The organism is Halomonas fontilapidosi (assembly GCF_014192285.1).
In the GTDB taxonomy this organism is placed as follows: domain Bacteria; phylum Pseudomonadota; class Gammaproteobacteria; order Pseudomonadales; family Halomonadaceae; genus Halomonas; species Halomonas fontilapidosi.
Genome location: NZ_JACHXQ010000001.1, coordinates 558,997 through 574,331 on the forward strand (window position 1 = coordinate 558,997; position 15,335 = coordinate 574,331).

Annotated in this window: 14 protein-coding genes; 8 read left to right on the forward strand and 6 right to left on the reverse strand. The window is 66.2% G+C overall.

What is annotated here, in order from left to right:
* Positions 1-73: 73 nt before the first annotated feature.
* Positions 74-1,477, reverse strand: coding sequence for a DUF2333 family protein (locus FHR95_RS02570; RefSeq protein ID WP_183313237.1), 1,404 nt, complete (start codon positions 1,475-1,477; stop codon positions 74-76).
* Between the two features lie 204 nt (positions 1,478-1,681).
* Here FHR95_RS02570 and dsbD point away from each other — a divergent pair, with 204 nt between their 5' ends.
* From dsbD to purH, 7 genes are all read left to right on the forward strand, one after another.
* Complete coding sequence (dsbD, locus tag FHR95_RS02575; RefSeq protein WP_343065160.1) at positions 1,682-3,604, forward strand: protein-disulfide reductase DsbD; 1,923 nt, start codon at positions 1,682-1,684, stop codon at positions 3,602-3,604.
* A gap of 204 nt (positions 3,605-3,808) precedes the next feature.
* The gene (accB, locus tag FHR95_RS02580) at positions 3,809-4,261 is read left to right on the forward strand and encodes an acetyl-CoA carboxylase biotin carboxyl carrier protein (RefSeq protein WP_040182990.1); all 453 of its coding nucleotides are present in this window, start codon (positions 3,809-3,811) and stop codon (positions 4,259-4,261) included.
* Positions 4,262-4,303: 42 nt separating this feature from the next.
* Positions 4,304-5,644: an acetyl-CoA carboxylase biotin carboxylase subunit gene (gene accC, locus FHR95_RS02585; protein WP_183313238.1), complete on the forward strand. Its 1,341-nt coding sequence runs from the start codon at positions 4,304-4,306 to the stop codon at positions 5,642-5,644.
* Between the two features lie 201 nt (positions 5,645-5,845).
* Positions 5,846-6,766, forward strand: coding sequence for a 50S ribosomal protein L11 methyltransferase (gene prmA / locus FHR95_RS02590; RefSeq protein WP_183313239.1), 921 nt, complete (start codon positions 5,846-5,848; stop codon positions 6,764-6,766).
* Positions 6,767-6,848: 82 nt separating this feature from the next.
* Entirely contained in the window at positions 6,849-7,907 is a 1,059-nt protein-coding gene (dusB, locus tag FHR95_RS02595; protein ID WP_183313240.1) for a tRNA dihydrouridine synthase DusB, read from the forward strand.
* Entirely contained in the window at positions 7,904-8,242 is a 339-nt protein-coding gene (fis, locus tag FHR95_RS02600) for a DNA-binding transcriptional regulator Fis (protein WP_183313241.1), read from the forward strand. Before dusB ends, fis begins: the two co-directional genes overlap by 4 nt.
* Before the next feature lie 55 nt (positions 8,243-8,297).
* On the forward strand, positions 8,298-9,878 hold the full coding sequence (gene purH, locus FHR95_RS02605) for a bifunctional phosphoribosylaminoimidazolecarboxamide formyltransferase/IMP cyclohydrolase (RefSeq protein WP_183313242.1): 1,581 nt from the start codon (positions 8,298-8,300) through the stop codon (positions 9,876-9,878).
* 145 nt (positions 9,879-10,023) lie between these two features.
* Here purH and FHR95_RS02610 read toward each other — a convergent pair whose 3' ends face one another.
* The 3 genes from FHR95_RS02610 to folE form a co-directional block, all read right to left on the reverse strand.
* Positions 10,024-11,481 (reverse strand): NAD-dependent succinate-semialdehyde dehydrogenase, encoded by a 1,458-nt coding sequence (locus FHR95_RS02610; RefSeq protein WP_183313243.1) that lies wholly within the window; start codon positions 11,479-11,481, stop codon positions 10,024-10,026.
* A gap of 107 nt (positions 11,482-11,588) precedes the next feature.
* Entirely contained in the window at positions 11,589-11,999 is a 411-nt protein-coding gene (folX, locus tag FHR95_RS02615) for a dihydroneopterin triphosphate 2'-epimerase (protein WP_052448752.1), read from the reverse strand.
* A gap of 23 nt (positions 12,000-12,022) precedes the next feature.
* Positions 12,023-12,580 carry a GTP cyclohydrolase I FolE gene (folE, locus tag FHR95_RS02620; RefSeq protein WP_040186206.1) on the reverse strand — a complete coding sequence of 186 codons (558 nt, stop codon included), beginning with the start codon at positions 12,578-12,580 and terminating at the stop codon, positions 12,023-12,025.
* A 292-nt stretch (positions 12,581-12,872) separates the two neighbouring features.
* Here folE and FHR95_RS02625 point away from each other — a divergent pair, with 292 nt between their 5' ends.
* On the forward strand, positions 12,873-13,424 hold the full coding sequence (locus tag FHR95_RS02625) for a TraB/TrbI/VirB10 family type IV secretion system protein (RefSeq protein WP_183313244.1): 552 nt from the start codon (positions 12,873-12,875) through the stop codon (positions 13,422-13,424).
* Positions 13,425-13,498: 74 nt separating this feature from the next.
* Here FHR95_RS02625 and FHR95_RS02630 read toward each other — a convergent pair whose 3' ends face one another.
* Positions 13,499-14,485, reverse strand: a complete 987-nt coding sequence (locus FHR95_RS02630; protein WP_183313245.1) for a serine/threonine protein kinase — start codon at positions 14,483-14,485, stop codon at positions 13,499-13,501.
* A gap of 105 nt (positions 14,486-14,590) precedes the next feature.
* Positions 14,591-15,307, reverse strand: coding sequence for a ComFC family protein (locus FHR95_RS02635; protein WP_183313246.1), 717 nt, complete (start codon positions 15,305-15,307; stop codon positions 14,591-14,593).
* Between the last annotated feature and the right edge of the window lie 28 nt (positions 15,308-15,335).

Here is a 15,335-nt window from a genome sequence, read left to right on the forward strand (position 1 = left end):
CGGCCGAGCGCCTGAAAAGACAACGGGCCGCCCGCCAGGGCGGCCCGTTGTCGTTCGGGGATATCTGTTTTCCTCAGTTCGCCGACGGCTCGCCCTCGGTCGTGGCGCCTGCGTCGACCGAGGCGTCGCTGCTGCCTTCTTCCACGCTATCGCTGGGCCTCTGCTGGCCCTCCTGGGAGGCGTCGTCGCTGCCCTCGACGCTATCGGCAGCCTGCTGTTCGACGACCGATTCGTCGGCGACGCTCTCATCGCTGGCCGCCTCTTCGGCGGGTGCTTCGCCGCTGGACGCCGGCACCTCGCCCTCGGACGCATCGCCAGTATCCGTGTCAACGGCACTCTCCGCGGTGACGGCTTCCTCGGTGGGGGCGGGCATCGGGTCCCCGCCTTCATCGGCGACCGGTTCCTGGCCGGCATCCTCGCGGCGCTCGACGTCCACCACCGGCGGCTCGCTGGCCGTGGCAGCCGGTGCCGGCGCCACCTCGGCCAGGCCCTCGGTGACCTGACGGGCCAGGTCTCGGGCTCGCACCATATGATTGGCCAACACCAGCGAATGGTTGGCGAAGATGCCGAAACCCGAGCCATTCAGCACCAGCGGGCTCCACAGCCGGCGCTGGCTCTGTTCGAGCTCGGCCACCAGGCGCTCCCAATGGTCGGTAACCCCGGCCGAGGCCAGCACGTCGGCCTGGTCCCGCCGCATCGCCTCGAGCAGGTGCATCAGCGCCCAGGCCTGGCCGCGCGCCTCGAAGAAGACGTTGTCGACTCGATACCAGGGTGTCTTCCCCGGGATGTTCTCGGCATCGATATCCAGGTCGCGCAGCTCTTCGTGACTGCCGATGCTCGCCGAGAGCCGCAGACCCAGCTCGTCCAGTGACTCAGTGATGGCCTCTAGCCAGGCCACCAGGCCCTGCCCCTGGTCACCGAAAGCGGCGTCACCGCCCGTGCCAAGCGCCTCGAGATAGTCGCTCAGTTCCCCCAGGGCCTGATTGAGGCGCTTCTCGGTGGAGGGATAGAGCCAGTCACTGCTGTCCCCCATCAGGCTCTCCTGCACGACGCCCAGCACCGGAGCCGACGACTGCTCCATGGCCGGCAGCGACCTCGAGATCCGACGGGCCTGGACGAGCACACCCAGTTCCCAGGCCGGCATGTTGTCGAGCCACAATCCGGGCGGGGCCACATCATTGCGCAGGTAGCCACCCGGCTTCTCGAGCAGGGTCTCGATCAGGGTCATCAGCCCGGCGGTAGTGACGGCCCCGCGGGCTGCCGTGTTGCCCGACGCGGTGCCGCGCTGGTCGACGACGGCCTGCTCAACGTTGAAGCTCGCCGGCGGGCGGCTCCACCAGATGCCCAGCGCGAGGCATACCACCAGGTAGATGACCAGCAGCGTCAGCAGCGGCTTCCAGATCCAGCCATACTCCGGACGCTCGAGTACCTCGTTCCGGTTGCGGCGCCTGGCGGCACCCTTATGCGTCAATGCCATGATCGGGTTTCCTTGATGGTGAGAGCTTCCGGCAACGCGACAATACGGCGCAGCCATGCGGGCGGGAGGCCATCAACAGCCGCCCTGTTACTGCGATATCCTAGCAGGACCTTGGCCTCGGCGCCGATGAACGGAACCCGGCGTCACAGAAAGGGGTCCAAGCCGCGCCTTGCGTCAACGATTTCACCGCAATAAGGAAGTGTCGTGCCGATCGTCCTGAGATTCGTCCTGCTGATCACGCTGCTGCTGCCGCTGGGCGCCCAGGCCCAGTGGTTCTCCCAGAAAGACGATGAGGCGTTCCTGCCGGTGCTCGAGGCCTTTCAGCCCAGCGCCTGGCATGACGGCGAGACGCTCCATGTCGGCATCGAGAATGCCGAAGGCTACTATCTCTATCGTCACCAGCTCGCCGTCGAGACAGCCGAGAAGGGCCTCGAACTGGGCAGCCCCGCCCTGCCTACAGGACTCGCCAAGAGCGACGAATTCCTGGGCGACGTCAAGGTCTTCTATGACAGCGTGGTCTTCGCTGTGCCCCTCGAGCCGGGCCATGAGGGTCCACTGGACATCACCTTGACCTTCCAGGGCTGTGCCGATGCCGGCCTCTGTTATCCGCCGGAACGCGTCGAACTGACCGCCGCCGAGGGGGAGGCACCGGCGGCTTTTGCCGGCTGGTCACCGAACGACGAGACGGGCACGTCCGGCCGTGACACGTCGGCTGGCGATATGCCTTCCGCCGACCAGGCGAGCGGACAGGATGTCGCCGGAACGAGTGGCAATGCCTTGGGTGGCGCCCCTCAGAGCGAGGATGGCCGCTTTCGTGCCCTGATGGCCGAGGCCAGCCTGCCGCTGGTCCTCGGACTGTTCTTCCTCGCCGGCCTGGGGCTGACCTTCACGCCCTGCGTGCTGCCCATGGTGCCGATCCTCTCGTCGATCATCGTCGGCCAGCACCCAACGCGTTCCCGCGCTTTCTTCCTCTCAGCCAGCTATGTGGCCGGAATGGCGCTGACCTATGCGGCCGTGGGGGTGCTGATGGGCCTGTTCGGGGCCGGCCTCAACCTCCAGGCCCGGCTGCAGTCCGCCCCGGTGCTGATCACCTTCGCGGCGCTTTTTACCCTCTTCGCCCTGGCCATGTTCGGTGCCTTTGACCTGCGCTTCTCGCCCCGCCTGGCCGGCCGCATCGATGGCTGGCAGGCCCGCGCCCAGCGCAGCGGCCCCGCGGGTCTGGCCCTGGCCGGGGCCCTCTCCGTGCTGGTGGTCTCGCCCTGTGTGTCGGCACCGCTGGCGGGGGCCCTGGTGTTCATCTCCTCCACCGGTGATGCGCTGATGGGCGGGGCCGCGCTATTGGCGCTGGCGCTGGGGATGGGCGTGCCGCTGCTGTTGGTGGGCACCTTTGGCACCACGCTGCTGCCGCGTTCCGGCGCCTGGATGAATGGGGTCAAGGCCACCTTCGGCATCCTGCTGCTGGGGGTCGCCATCTGGCTGGTGGAGCGGCTGCTACCGGGCAGTATCGCCCTGCTGCTGTGGGCCGGGCTTGCCATCGGCAGTGCCCTGGCACTGGGCGCGCTGACCGTGAACCAGGCCCAGGGCTGGCCGCGGGTTCGCCAGGCAGCGGGCGTGATGTTGCTGATCTGGGGCATCGCCCTGGTGATCGGCGCGTCGCGAGGCGGGGATGACCCACTGCGCCCCCTGGCGCCCGTCACATCGGCGCCTGCCACACCGGTGGCCGGCACCGTGCCCGCCGAGACGGCCAACGCTGCCCGGGCGATCACCACCGTGGAGGACCTCGATGCCTTGCAGGCCTCGCTTGCCGAGAGCGAGCGGCCGGCATTCGTCAACGTCACCGCCGACTGGTGTATCTCCTGCAAGATCATGGAACGCGACGTCTATCCGGCAGCCGAGGTAGCCGGCCCGCTGGCCAACTTCCGGCGCATCAACGTCGACGTCACCGACAGCGATGCCACCAGCCGCGAGATGCTGGACCACTTCCAGCTGTTCGGCCCGCCCAGCCTGCTATTCTTCGACGACGGCAAGGAGCTGCGTGATGCCCGGGTACAGGGCGAGGTCACGGCCCCTCAGCTGGCCAGCCACCTCGAGGGGGTGCTGGAGTGGCTCAAGGGTCGCCAAGGCTGAGCCTGAGCCCCGCCTGCCAACGGCTCGAACACTGTTCCCGCACGGCTGGACATCCCGCCGGAATTTCGTCAGACTCCGGCATCATTGCTCCTTCATGGTCAATAGATGCCTCAAGACACGTTATCTTGCCGCGATCTATTGAAAGTTGGCCGGGGTTGACAGCACCCCGGATCACCCCCCAACCCCACCGGTCGAGACAACGTCATGGATATCCGCAAGGTCAAGAAGCTGATCGAGCTGCTCGAAGAGTCCAACATCAGCGAGATCGAAATCCAGGAAGGGGAAGAGTCGGTTCGCATCAGCCGTCACCCCAACGGCACGAATTGGCAAGCGCCCATGTCCCAGGCGGCGCCGGCAGCCCCCGCGCCCCAGACACCGGCCCCGACCGCCGAACCCGCCGCCGATGCCGCCCCGACCTACACGGGGCATACCGTCAACTCGCCGATGGTCGGCACCTTCTATCGCTCCCCGGCACCTGGCTCCAAGTCCTTTGTCGAGGTCGGCTCGAGCGTCAAGAAGGGCGAGACCATCTGCATCGTCGAAGCGATGAAGATGATGAACCAGATCGAGGCCGACCGTGACGGCGTGATCGAGGCCTTCCTGGTCGAGGATGGCGAACCGGTCGAGTTCGATCAGCCGATGCTGGTCATCGCCTGACGCGCCCCCTGTCCTCATCATTCACCAACTGGCGGATTCCTCATGTTGGACAAGGTCCTCATCGCCAATCGCGGCGAGATTGCCCTGCGCATCCTGCGCGCCTGCAAGGAGCTGGGTATCAAGACGGTGGCCGTCCATTCGACGGCCGATCGCGAGCTGATGCACGTACGCCTGGCCGATGAGGCGGTGTGCATCGGGCCGGCCTCCTCGGCGAACTCCTACCTGAACATTCCGTCGCTGATCAGCGCCGCCGAAGTCACCGACTCCAGTGCCATCCACCCCGGCTACGGCTTTCTTTCCGAGAATGCCAACTTCGCCGAGCAGGTGGAACGCTCCGGCTTTACCTTCATCGGGCCCCGGGCCGAGACCATCCGCCTGATGGGCGACAAGGTCAGCGCCATCGAGTCGATGAAGAAAGCCGGCGTGCCGACCGTGCCAGGCTCCGACGGCCCGCTGGGCGACGACGAGAGCGAGACCCTCGCCGTGGCGCGGCGCATCGGCTACCCGGTGATCATCAAGGCGGCCGCCGGCGGCGGCGGGCGCGGCATGCGCGTGGTGCACACCGAGGCCCACCTGCTCTCGGCGGTCAACGTCACCCGCACCGAGGCCTACTCCTCCTTCGGCGACGGCACCGTCTACATGGAGAAGTTCCTCGAGAACCCGCGCCACGTGGAGGTGCAGGTGCTGGCCGATGGCCAGGGCAACGCCATCCACCTGTATGATCGCGACTGCTCGCTGCAGCGTCGTCACCAGAAGGTGATCGAGGAAGCGCCGGCACCCGGGCTCGACGAGGCTGCCCGCGCCGAGGTTCTCGACGCCTGCCGGGAGGCGTGCATCACCATCGGCTATCGTGGTGCCGGCACCTTCGAGTTCCTCTACGAGGACGGCCAGTTCTTCTTCATCGAGATGAACACCCGGGTCCAGGTGGAGCACCCGGTCACCGAGATGGTCACCGGCGTGGATATCGTCCGCGAACAGCTGCGCATCGCCTCGGGCCTGCCGTTGTCGGTCCGCCAGGAAGACGTCAAGCTCGCCGGCCACGCCTTCGAGTGCCGCATCAACGCCGAGGACTCCCGCACCTTCATGCCCTCGCCGGGCAGGGTGACCCTCTACCACCCGCCCGGCGGTCTCGGCGTGCGCATGGACTCCCATGTCTACACGGGCTACACCGTGCCGCCCCACTACGACTCGCTGATCGGCAAGCTGATCACCTGGGGCGTGGACCGGGAGACGGCGCTGATCCGCATGCGCAACGCCCTGGACGAGCTGCTGGTGGAAGGCATCAAGACCAACACCGACCTGCACAAGGACCTGGTGCGCGACGGCTACTTCCAGCAGGGCGGCGTCAACATCCACTACCTGGAGAAGAAGCTGGGGCTATAGCCTCACGACCGCCTCTCCTGTGCCAGCTGAAAGGGGCGCCGGGGACAGGCTTGGAGGGGGTCCTACGCCAGGGATGGCGTCGGTAGCGCCCAGGGAAGGGTTCACAGCGCCCCCGAACAAGCCTGTCGCGGGTCAGCCCCGAGCCTTCTGCACGTTCCATCAGACCCCGCCCTTCTTCCTAACCGACCATTACGGACGCCCATGCCCTGGCTGCAACTCAAGGCTCGCATCGCCCCCGAGCACGCCGAGCCCCTCGAGGAGCTGCTGCTCGCCGAGGGTGCGACCGCCATCACCCTTCAGGATGCCCATGACGATCCGGTCTTCGAGCCGGAGCGGGGTACCACCCCGCTGTGGGACGAGACGGTGCTCACCGGCCTCTACGACGACCTGGAGGGCATCGAAGCGATGCTCGACCGGGTGCGCCAGGCCTGGGCCGCCGAGTTTCCCGAGGAGCCCTGCCCCGAGGTCGAGGTCGAGCTGCTGGCCGACCGCGACTGGGAGCGCGAGTGGATGGACGACTTCCATCCCCTGCGAATGGGCGAGAAGCTGTGGATCGTGCCCAGCTGGCACGCCCCGCCGGAGCCCGACGCCGTCAACCTCCACCTGGACCCGGGGCTGGCCTTCGGCACCGGCACCCACCCCACCACGGCCCTCTGCCTGGCCTGGCTCGACGGCCTGTCGGTGTCTGGCGAACTGCAGGGCCTGACGGTGCTCGACGTGGGGTGCGGCTCGGGCATCCTGGCCATCGCCGCCCTCAAGCTCGGGGCACAACGGGCCACCGGCACCGATATCGACCCCCAGGCGCTGCAAGCCAGCCGCGACAATGCCGAGCGCAACGCGGTGAGCGAGAGCGACTTTCGGCTCTGCTATCCCGAGCAGCTCGAGCCGGGCGACTTCCCGCTGGTGGTCGCCAACATCCTCGCCGGGCCCCTCGTAGAGCTGGCCGACGAGATCGCCGGTCGCGTGGCACCGGGGGGCCTTCTGGCCCTCTCGGGGATCCTCGAGGGCCAGGCCGAGGAGGTCCTTGAGGCCTACCGCGGACAGGGCCTGGTCATGGATGAACCTGAGGTCCGCGAGGGTTGGGTGCTACTCGCCGGGCGGCGCGTCGGGCACCGCCCCTGACAGGCATTCGCCTTGAGTAGCGGTTCACCAACGTCGAGCGGGGGCGTATGATATGCAGCCCCTGACGCCAGCGATCCCGACCATGACCGACTCTCGCCCCCTGCCCCGCATCGGCCGCCACCAGCTGCTCAACCGAGTGGTCCTGGCACCCATGGCCGGGGTCACCGACCGCCCGTTTCGAACGCTCTGTCGTCGTCTCGGGGCAGGCCTGGTGGTGGGCGAGATGGTCACCTCGGACCCCAGCCTGTGGCATACCCGCAAGTCCCGGCTGCGCATGGACCACCGCGGCGAGCCGGGTCCGCGCAGCGTGCAGATCGCCGGCGGCGACGCCCAGATGCTCGCCGAGGCGGCGCGTCTCAATGCCAGGATGGGCGCCGAGATCATCGACATCAACATGGGCTGCCCGGCCAAGAAGGTCTGCAATAAAGCGGCAGGCTCCGCCCTGCTGCGCGACGAGACCCTGGTGGCCGAGATTGTGGAGCGGGTGGTGGCCGCGGTGAACATACCGGTCACGCTGAAGATCCGTACCGGCTGGTGCGCCGACAGCAACAACGGCGTGCGGGTCGCGCGGATTGCCGAGGACGCCGGCATCCAGGCCCTGGCCGTGCATGGTCGTCATCGCCAGCAGCGCTATGGCGGCGAGGCAGAGTACGACACCATCGCTGCCATCGCCTCGGCCGTCGACATCCCGGTGTTCGCCAACGGTGATATCGATTCTCCCACCAAGGCCGCTCACGTCCTCGACTATACTGGGGCGGATGCGGTGATGGTCGGTCGCGCTGCCCAGGGCAACCCCTGGATCTTCCGCGAGATCGATCACTACCTGCGCCATGGCCAGCCGTTTGCCCCGCCGGGGAGGGCGGAGCGTGCCGAGGTCCTCGGCGACCATCTCGCGGCACTGCATGACTTCTACGGCGAGCACATGGGAGTGCGCATTGCACGCAAGCATCTCGGCTGGTACCTGGCCGAAGATGAACGTTTCGACGACGCCGGGCGACGCGCCCTGCGAGCCACCTTCAACGGCCTTGAGAGCCGCCAGGCCCAGCGTCGCTTTATCGAAGAACTCTTTCGTCACGACCCTGCCGCGACACCCGATCGCGTTGCCCGGGCCGTGACCTCGGATGGAATCTGTGCCGCATGACCAGCAGCCAACCCTTTGACCCGAATGCCGCGCTGCCTGGGCTGGATGCCCAGGCTTCCCGTGACCTCGCCATATTGAGCGAAGGCGTGCGTCCGAGCCCGCCGGACGATCGCCCCCTGCGCGAGGCGGTGGAAGCCTCGCTGACGCGCTATTTCGACCACCTTGACGGCAGCAACGTCACCGACCTCTATGCCATGGTAATGGCCGAGGTCGAGGCCCCCCTGCTGGCCTCGGTCCTCGAGCATGCCCAGGGCAACCAGACACGCGCCGCCGAGATGCTTGGCCTCAATCGCGGGACCCTGCGCAAGAAGCTCAAGCACTATGGCCTGATCTGACCACTGCCCTGGCGTTGCTGCCACCCTTCACCCCCATCGACAAAGAGTGACCCCCATGGCCCAAGCCTCCTCCGCCGCGGTTCGCCGCGCCCTGATCAGCGTCTCCGACAAGACCGGTATCGTCGACTTCGCCCGCGGCCTGGTCGAGCAGGGCGTCGCGCTGCTCTCCACCGGCGGCACCTTCCGCCTGCTCCAGGAGAATGGCATCGACGTGACCGAGGTCTCCGAGCACACCGGATTCCCCGAGATCATGGACGGCCGGGTCAAGACACTGCACCCGAAGATCCACGGCGGCATCCTTGGCCGCCGCGGGCAGGATGACGCGGTGATGGCGGAACATGCCATCGACCCCATCGACATGGTTGTGGTCAACCTCTACCCCTTCTCGGCCACCGTGGCACGCCCGGAGTGCACCCTCACTGACGCCATCGAGAATATCGATATCGGTGGCCCGACCATGGTGCGCGCCTGCGCCAAGAACCATGCCCACACCACCATCGTGGTGGATACCGGCGACTATGCCCGGGTGCTGGGCGAGATCGCCGCCGGGGACGGCGCGGTGAGCGATGCCACCCGCTTCGACCTGGCGGTCAAGGCCTTCGAGCACACCGCCGGCTATGACGCCGCCATCGCCGACTATCTGGGAAGCCGGGTTCCCGGCGGCGAGGATGGCTTCCCGCGCACCTACAACCTGCAGTTCGAGAAGAAGCAGGCCATGCGCTACGGCGAGAACCCCCACCAGGGGGCCGCCTTCTACGTGGAAGCCGACGCCAGCGAGGCCAGCGTGGCCACTGCCACCCAGCTTCAGGGCAAGGCACTCTCCTTCAACAACGTCGCCGATACCGATGCCGCCTTCGAGTGCGTCAAGGCCTTCACCGACACCGCCTGTGTGATCGTCAAGCACGCCAACCCCTGCGGCGTGGCGGTGGGCGCAAGTCCTAAAGAAGCCTATGAAAAGGCCTTCGCCACCGATCCGACCAGCGCTTTCGGCGGCATCATCGCCTTCAACGTAGCGCTCACCGCCGAGACGGCCCGCGCCATCATCGACCGCCAGTTCGTCGAGGTGATCATCGCGCCGGGGATCGAGGAGGAGGCGCTTGCCATCGTCGCCGAGAAGAAGAACGTGCGCCTACTCGATGTCGGCGCCAAGTGGCCGGGCGAGCGCCAGCACGCCCACGACTTCAAGCGCGTCACCGGGGGGCTGCTGGTGCAGGACCGCGACCTGGGCATGGTCGGCCGAGACGAGTTGACCGTGGTCACCGAGCGGGTGCCCAGCGAGCAGGAGATGCGCGATCTGGCCTTTGCCTGGAAGGTGGCCAAGTACGTCAAGTCCAATGCCATCGTCTACGCCAAGGATGGCCAGACCATCGGCGTCGGCGCCGGCCAGATGAGCCGCGTCTACTCGGCAAAGATCGCCGGCATCAAGGCCGCCGACGAGAGCCTCTCGGTGCCGGGCTCGGTGATGGCCAGTGACGCCTTCTTCCCCTTCCGCGACGGCATCGATGCCGCGGCGGCGGCCGGCATCGCCGCCGTCATCCAGCCCGGCGGTTCCCTGCGCGACCAGGAAGTGATCGACGCCGCCAACGAGGCCGGTATCGCCATGGTATTTACCGGCATGCGCCACTTCAGGCACTGACGCCAGCGGCGAGCTGTAAGCTGTAAGCTGTAAGCGCAGCGTAGATAGCGTCGCCATCATCAGAAAACCCCGTCGGCCATGGCCGACGGGGTTTTCGTTTCTTACAGCTTAAGGCTTATGGCTTACGGCTCCGGGCGAAGCCCGGTCAGCCCAGATCGATGCAGAGGTACTTGGTCTCAAGGAACTCCTCCAACCCCTGATGACCGCCTTCGCGACCCAGGCCCGAGGCCTTGACCCCGCCAAAGGGCGCGGCCGCATTGGAGATCAGCCCGGTGTTGATACCCACCATGCCGTACTCCAGGGCATCGGCAACGCGCCAGACACGTCCCAGGTCCCGGGAGTAAAAGTAGGAGGCCAGCCCGAATTCCGTGTCGTTGGCCATGTGGACGGCATCCTCCTCGTCATCGAAGGGGAAGACCGCCGCCAGCGGACCGAACGTCTCCTCGCGGGCCACCTTCATCTGGTCATTGGCAAAGCTGATCAGCGTCGGCGAGAAGAAGTTGCCGCCTAGCGGGTGGGGGTGCCCCCCCAGCAGCAGCTCGGCGCCCTGATCAACGGCGTCATGGACGTGCTCGCTGACCTTGGCCACTGCCTTGTCGTCGATCAACGGGCCGATGTTGATGCCCTCCTGGGTGCCATCACCAACCTTGAGCTCGCTGTTCATGGCGACGGCCAGCTTTTCGCAGAAGGCATTGACCACGCTGGACTGGACCAGAAAGCGGTTGGTGCAGACGCAGGTCTGACCGGCGTTACGGAACTTGGCAGCCATGGCCCCCTCGACCGCGGCATCCAGGTCGGCATCCTCGAAGACGATGAAGGGGGCGTTGCCGCCCAGTTCCAGGGAGATCTTCTGGATGTGCTGGGAGGCCTGGGACATCAGCTGGCGCCCCACCTCGGTGGAACCGGTGAAGGTGATCTTGCGTACCAGTGACGACTCGGTCATCGCTGCCGCAATGTCGGAGGCACGGCCGGGTACCACATTGAACACCCCGCGCGGCACCCCGGCGCGCTCGGCCAGTTTGGCCAGGGCGGTGGCAGAGAACGGCGTCTGGCTGGCCGGCTTGACCACGATGGTGCAGCCTGCCGCCAGGGCCGCGCCCGCCTTGCGGGTGATCATCGCCGCGGGGAAGTTCCAGGGCGTGATGGCGCCGACCACGCCGATCGGCTGCTTGGTCACCACGATGCGCTGGTTGGCCTTGGCGGCGGGCACGGTTTCGCCATAGACGCGCCGCGCTTCCTCGGCAAACCAGCGCAGGAAGCTCGCCGCATAGGCGATCTCGCCGGCGGCTTCCTTGAGCGGCTTGCCCTGCTCGAAGGTCATGATCATGGCCAGATCGTCCTGATGCTCGAGCATCAGGTCGTGCCACTTCATCAGGATATCGGCGCGCTCCTGGGCGGTCATCGCACGCCACGCTGGCAGGGCCGCATCGGCGGCGGCAATGGCCCGCTCGGTCTCGGCCCGTCCCAGCCGCGGCACATCGCCCATGGCCTCGCCGGTAGCGGGGTTGAGGACGTTGATCTGCTCACCGCTATCGGCGGCGACCCAGCTGCCATCGATGTAAGCGAAGGGACAGTAGAGCTGCGTTTCCTTGAGGGCTTGCATGATCGTCTCCTGCCGCAAAGGCGGACTCTTGTCGGTTTTCCCCCATGCTAAGCGAAAGACCCCGGCGCACCAAGCACCGGGGTCCTTAATCGGTAATTCACATCACCTCAGCGAGGCCGGCGAGGCTCCCGGGTTTCGGACAGGGTAATCGAGACGGAGTCGGAGAAGCGCAGCGCATGGGGCTTGTCGATCTCCACCTGGGCGGTCAGCACCGGTTCGTGGCTCATGATCAGGTCCAGCACTTCGCGCGTCATGCGTTCAAGCAGCAGGAAACGGTGATCTTCCACCAGCGCAATCACCTGCTTGGTGATGGTGCGGTAGTTCAGCGCCTGCTCGATGTGGTTGAACTCGACGGCCTTGTCAGCGCGATAGCGGATCACGGCATTGATCACCACGTCTTGACGATTCTTGATCTCGTCTTCCTTGATGCCGATGTGCGTACGTAACCGCAGGTTCTTGATGCGGATCGTGGCGAGATCATGGTCGAAGTGCTGGTCATCCAGGGCATGCATCGACATGGTGGAGCTCCTTGCGGGGGAAATCAGCGGCCATTCACGAGGGTGAGGAACTCCTGGCGCGTGCTCTGCTTCTCGCGGAACGCGCCAAGCATCACCGAGGAGGTCATGCTGGAGTTCTGCTTCTCCACGCCACGCATCATCATGCACAGGTGGCGTGCCTCGATCACCACCGCCACCCCGCGGGCCTCGGTCACACGCTGCACCGCTTCGGCAATCTGGCGAGTCAAGTTCTCCTGGATCTGCATGCGACGGGCATACATGTCGACAATGCGGGCAAACTTGGAGAGCCCCAGTACCTTGCCGCTGGGCAGATAGGCGATATGGCACTTGCCGATGAACGGGAGAAGGTGGTGCTCGCACATGGAGTACAGCTCGATGTCCTTGACCAGCACCATTTCGTCGGTCTCGGACTCGAACACCGCGCCGTTGATGATCTCTTCCAGCGACTGGGTATAGCCGTGGTTGAGAAACTGCATCGCCTTGGCGGCCCGCTTCGGCGTGTCACGAAGCCCTTCTCGGTCGGGATCCTCTCCGAGTTCGTGGATGATCCGGCGATAGTGACTGGCGAGTTCTTCGGTCATGGTCAGGCCCCGTGAGGTGTCGGTGTCCGATGTGTCATTGGTGGATGGCCTGGCCATCGCATCACCATATACAGAATATATACAGATTTTTAATCTTGTACAATAAAAGCCTAGCGAAGAGGCCAGTCTAGCGCATGTCGCCCGTCGAGAGCAGGCGGCCGTCGTACCGGCAGTGACATCATGTCGCGTATGGGCTGCCTGGAGCCGGCTGCCGCTCCGCTCGCCCTGTGATAGAGTAGAAGCAGCTCCACGCTGTGCCCCCAGTTACCTTCGAGACCTTCGAGAGCCCGACATGACCAAGACCCATGCCTCTCTGCTGATGGCCGCCATGCTGGCGATGCCAACTCTGGCCATGAGCGATACCCTCGAACTGCCGGCCGATGCCACCGTCGATGCCCAGGTTATCGACGTGTTGACGCTGTCCGCACAGACACCGCAACGCAACGACCTGTTGATCCACCCGGTCGCCGATGGCGATGCCTCCCATTCCCTCCCGGAATATTGCGTGCTGATCGGCGACGCCCAGATCGATGGCGAGCGCATCCGCCTGACCACCCAGTCACTGACCTGCATCGAGACCGAGGGCAGCGACAGCGAGATCTACAGCGGCGAGATCTCCGCCGCGGCCTATGGTAGCGACGGCAATTTCGGCCTCGCGGCCTGTCAGGACGGTGACTGCCGCCTGACCCCGGAACAGACCTTTCAACTACGATTGGCCAGCGAACTGGCCATCGAGCAACAGGAAAATCCCGCCGCCAGGATCAACGAGCAGCGCCGCCAGGCCGAGGGCGAAGGGGTGGCCAACCCGATTCCCGCCGACAGGCCAAGCCCTGAAGATAACTGAGCATCATCCCGATCGAGACACAACGCACCCCACGGGGTGCGTTTATTTGTGGTGGCACCCGCTAGCGGCCACGGTCAAGCCAGCCAGCGCGGCCTGGCCTCCAGCGCCTGGCGCTGCTGCTCCAGCGTGCGCAGCTGCCCGTCCCAGTAACCGGCATCGGCCAGCCAGGGAAACGCCGCCGGGAAGGCCGGGTCTGCCCAGCGATCCACCAGCCAGGCGCTATGGCGCAGCAGCCGCAGGGTGCGCAGCGGCTCCACCAGCGCGAGTTCCCGGCGGTCGAAGTCGCGGTGCTGCTCGTAGCCCTCAGCCACCTCGGAGAGTTGCATCTGGCGCTCGCCCTCCTCCTGGGCGGTGAACAGCATCCATAGATCCTGGATGGCCGGGGCCATCAGGCAGTCATCGAAGTCGACCAGTGCAAAGTGCTCGTCGCGGCCGAGAATATTGCCGATATGGCAATCGCCCTGCACGCGGATCGCCTGATCCGCGCTCCACGCATGGGGCAGGAGGCGTCGATGCAGAGTCGCAGTGATACGCTCGTAGGCCTGGCGCTGACGGCGGTCCAGCCAGCGGCTGGCCAGCACCTTGTCACGGGCCTCGAGCACCATGCCATCAAGGTCCAGGGCGCGGCGATGCACGAAGTGTCCCTGCTCGCCCACCGCATGTACTGCGCCGATCAGCTCACCCAGGGCAAACAGATGAGCCGGATTCTCCAACTCGGGCGCCTGGCCGGGCAGGTGAGGGAACAGCGTAAAGCGAAACCCTTCGGCGTAGTGCAGGCTCTCGCCCGCTTCATCTCTCCAGGGGGCAGCCACCTCCACACCGGCCGCGGTGAGCTCGGCAAGGAAATCATGCTCCTCGCGAATCTGGGCGTCTGTCCAGCGCTCCGGACGGTAGAACTTCACCACCCAGCGGCGACGCTCCTCGTCGTGCACCAGAAAGACCCGGTTCTCGTAGCTGTTGAGAGCAAAGGGCTCACCGGGCAGCCAGAAGCCGAGTGATTCCACCGCGGCTACCACCCGAGAGGGCGAGAGCTGAGCGAAGGGATGAAGGGTGGTGTCCATGACGTCTCCCGGGTAACGAGGACGTCATGCTAACAGGGAAGCCATCGCCTGTGTCGCAAGAAGCGCGGATGGCCTTTCGCTGCACACCACGGGATATTCCGGCCATCAGTGCCGGCCGGCCGGCGTTCGCGCCACCGCCCAGGCCTGCACTTCCTCGGCGCCGGCCTGTCGACACGCCACGGCCAGGGCATCCAGTGTCGCGCCGGTGGTCATGACATCATCCACCAGTACCACCCGCCGCGGCAGGCCCGCCGGAACGCGAAAGGCCCCGCGCAGATTGCGGCGCCGCTCGCCACGATCCAGGCCGCGCTGGGTGCGGGTGTCACGGTTGCGCTGCGCCAGCGACAGGGGGCAACCCAACTGTCGCCCGAGACGCACAGCCATCCAGTGCGCCTGGTCGAAGCCACGCTCACGCGACCGCCGAGGATGCAGGGGAACCGGCACCAGCGCGTCGGGCCAGCGCTGAACCGCCGGAGACAGGCCCGCCTTCAGCAGTTCCAGGAGTACCCGGCCGGCCCGTGGTGAGGCATCGAACTTGAAGCGCTGCACCAGACCGGCGACCTCGGCATCGTAGCGCAGCGGGACCCAGGCGCGGTCGTAGCCCGGTGAACGACGTAGGCAGTGGCCACAGCGGCGCCCTCTTGCAGCGCCCGGCTGGGGCTCGGCACAGACCGGGCAGGCCGGCAGGTTCCAGGGCAACTCCGGAAAACAGGCCTCACACCAGGGAAGATGTCCCTGCAGGGCGTCAAGGCAAAAGACACAGCGACCGGGCAGCGCCTTCACCGCCCAACCGTCAACCTTCTTTTTCAGTAAGGTTGACATGCCGGCCGTAAACCTTAGGCTATCCGTC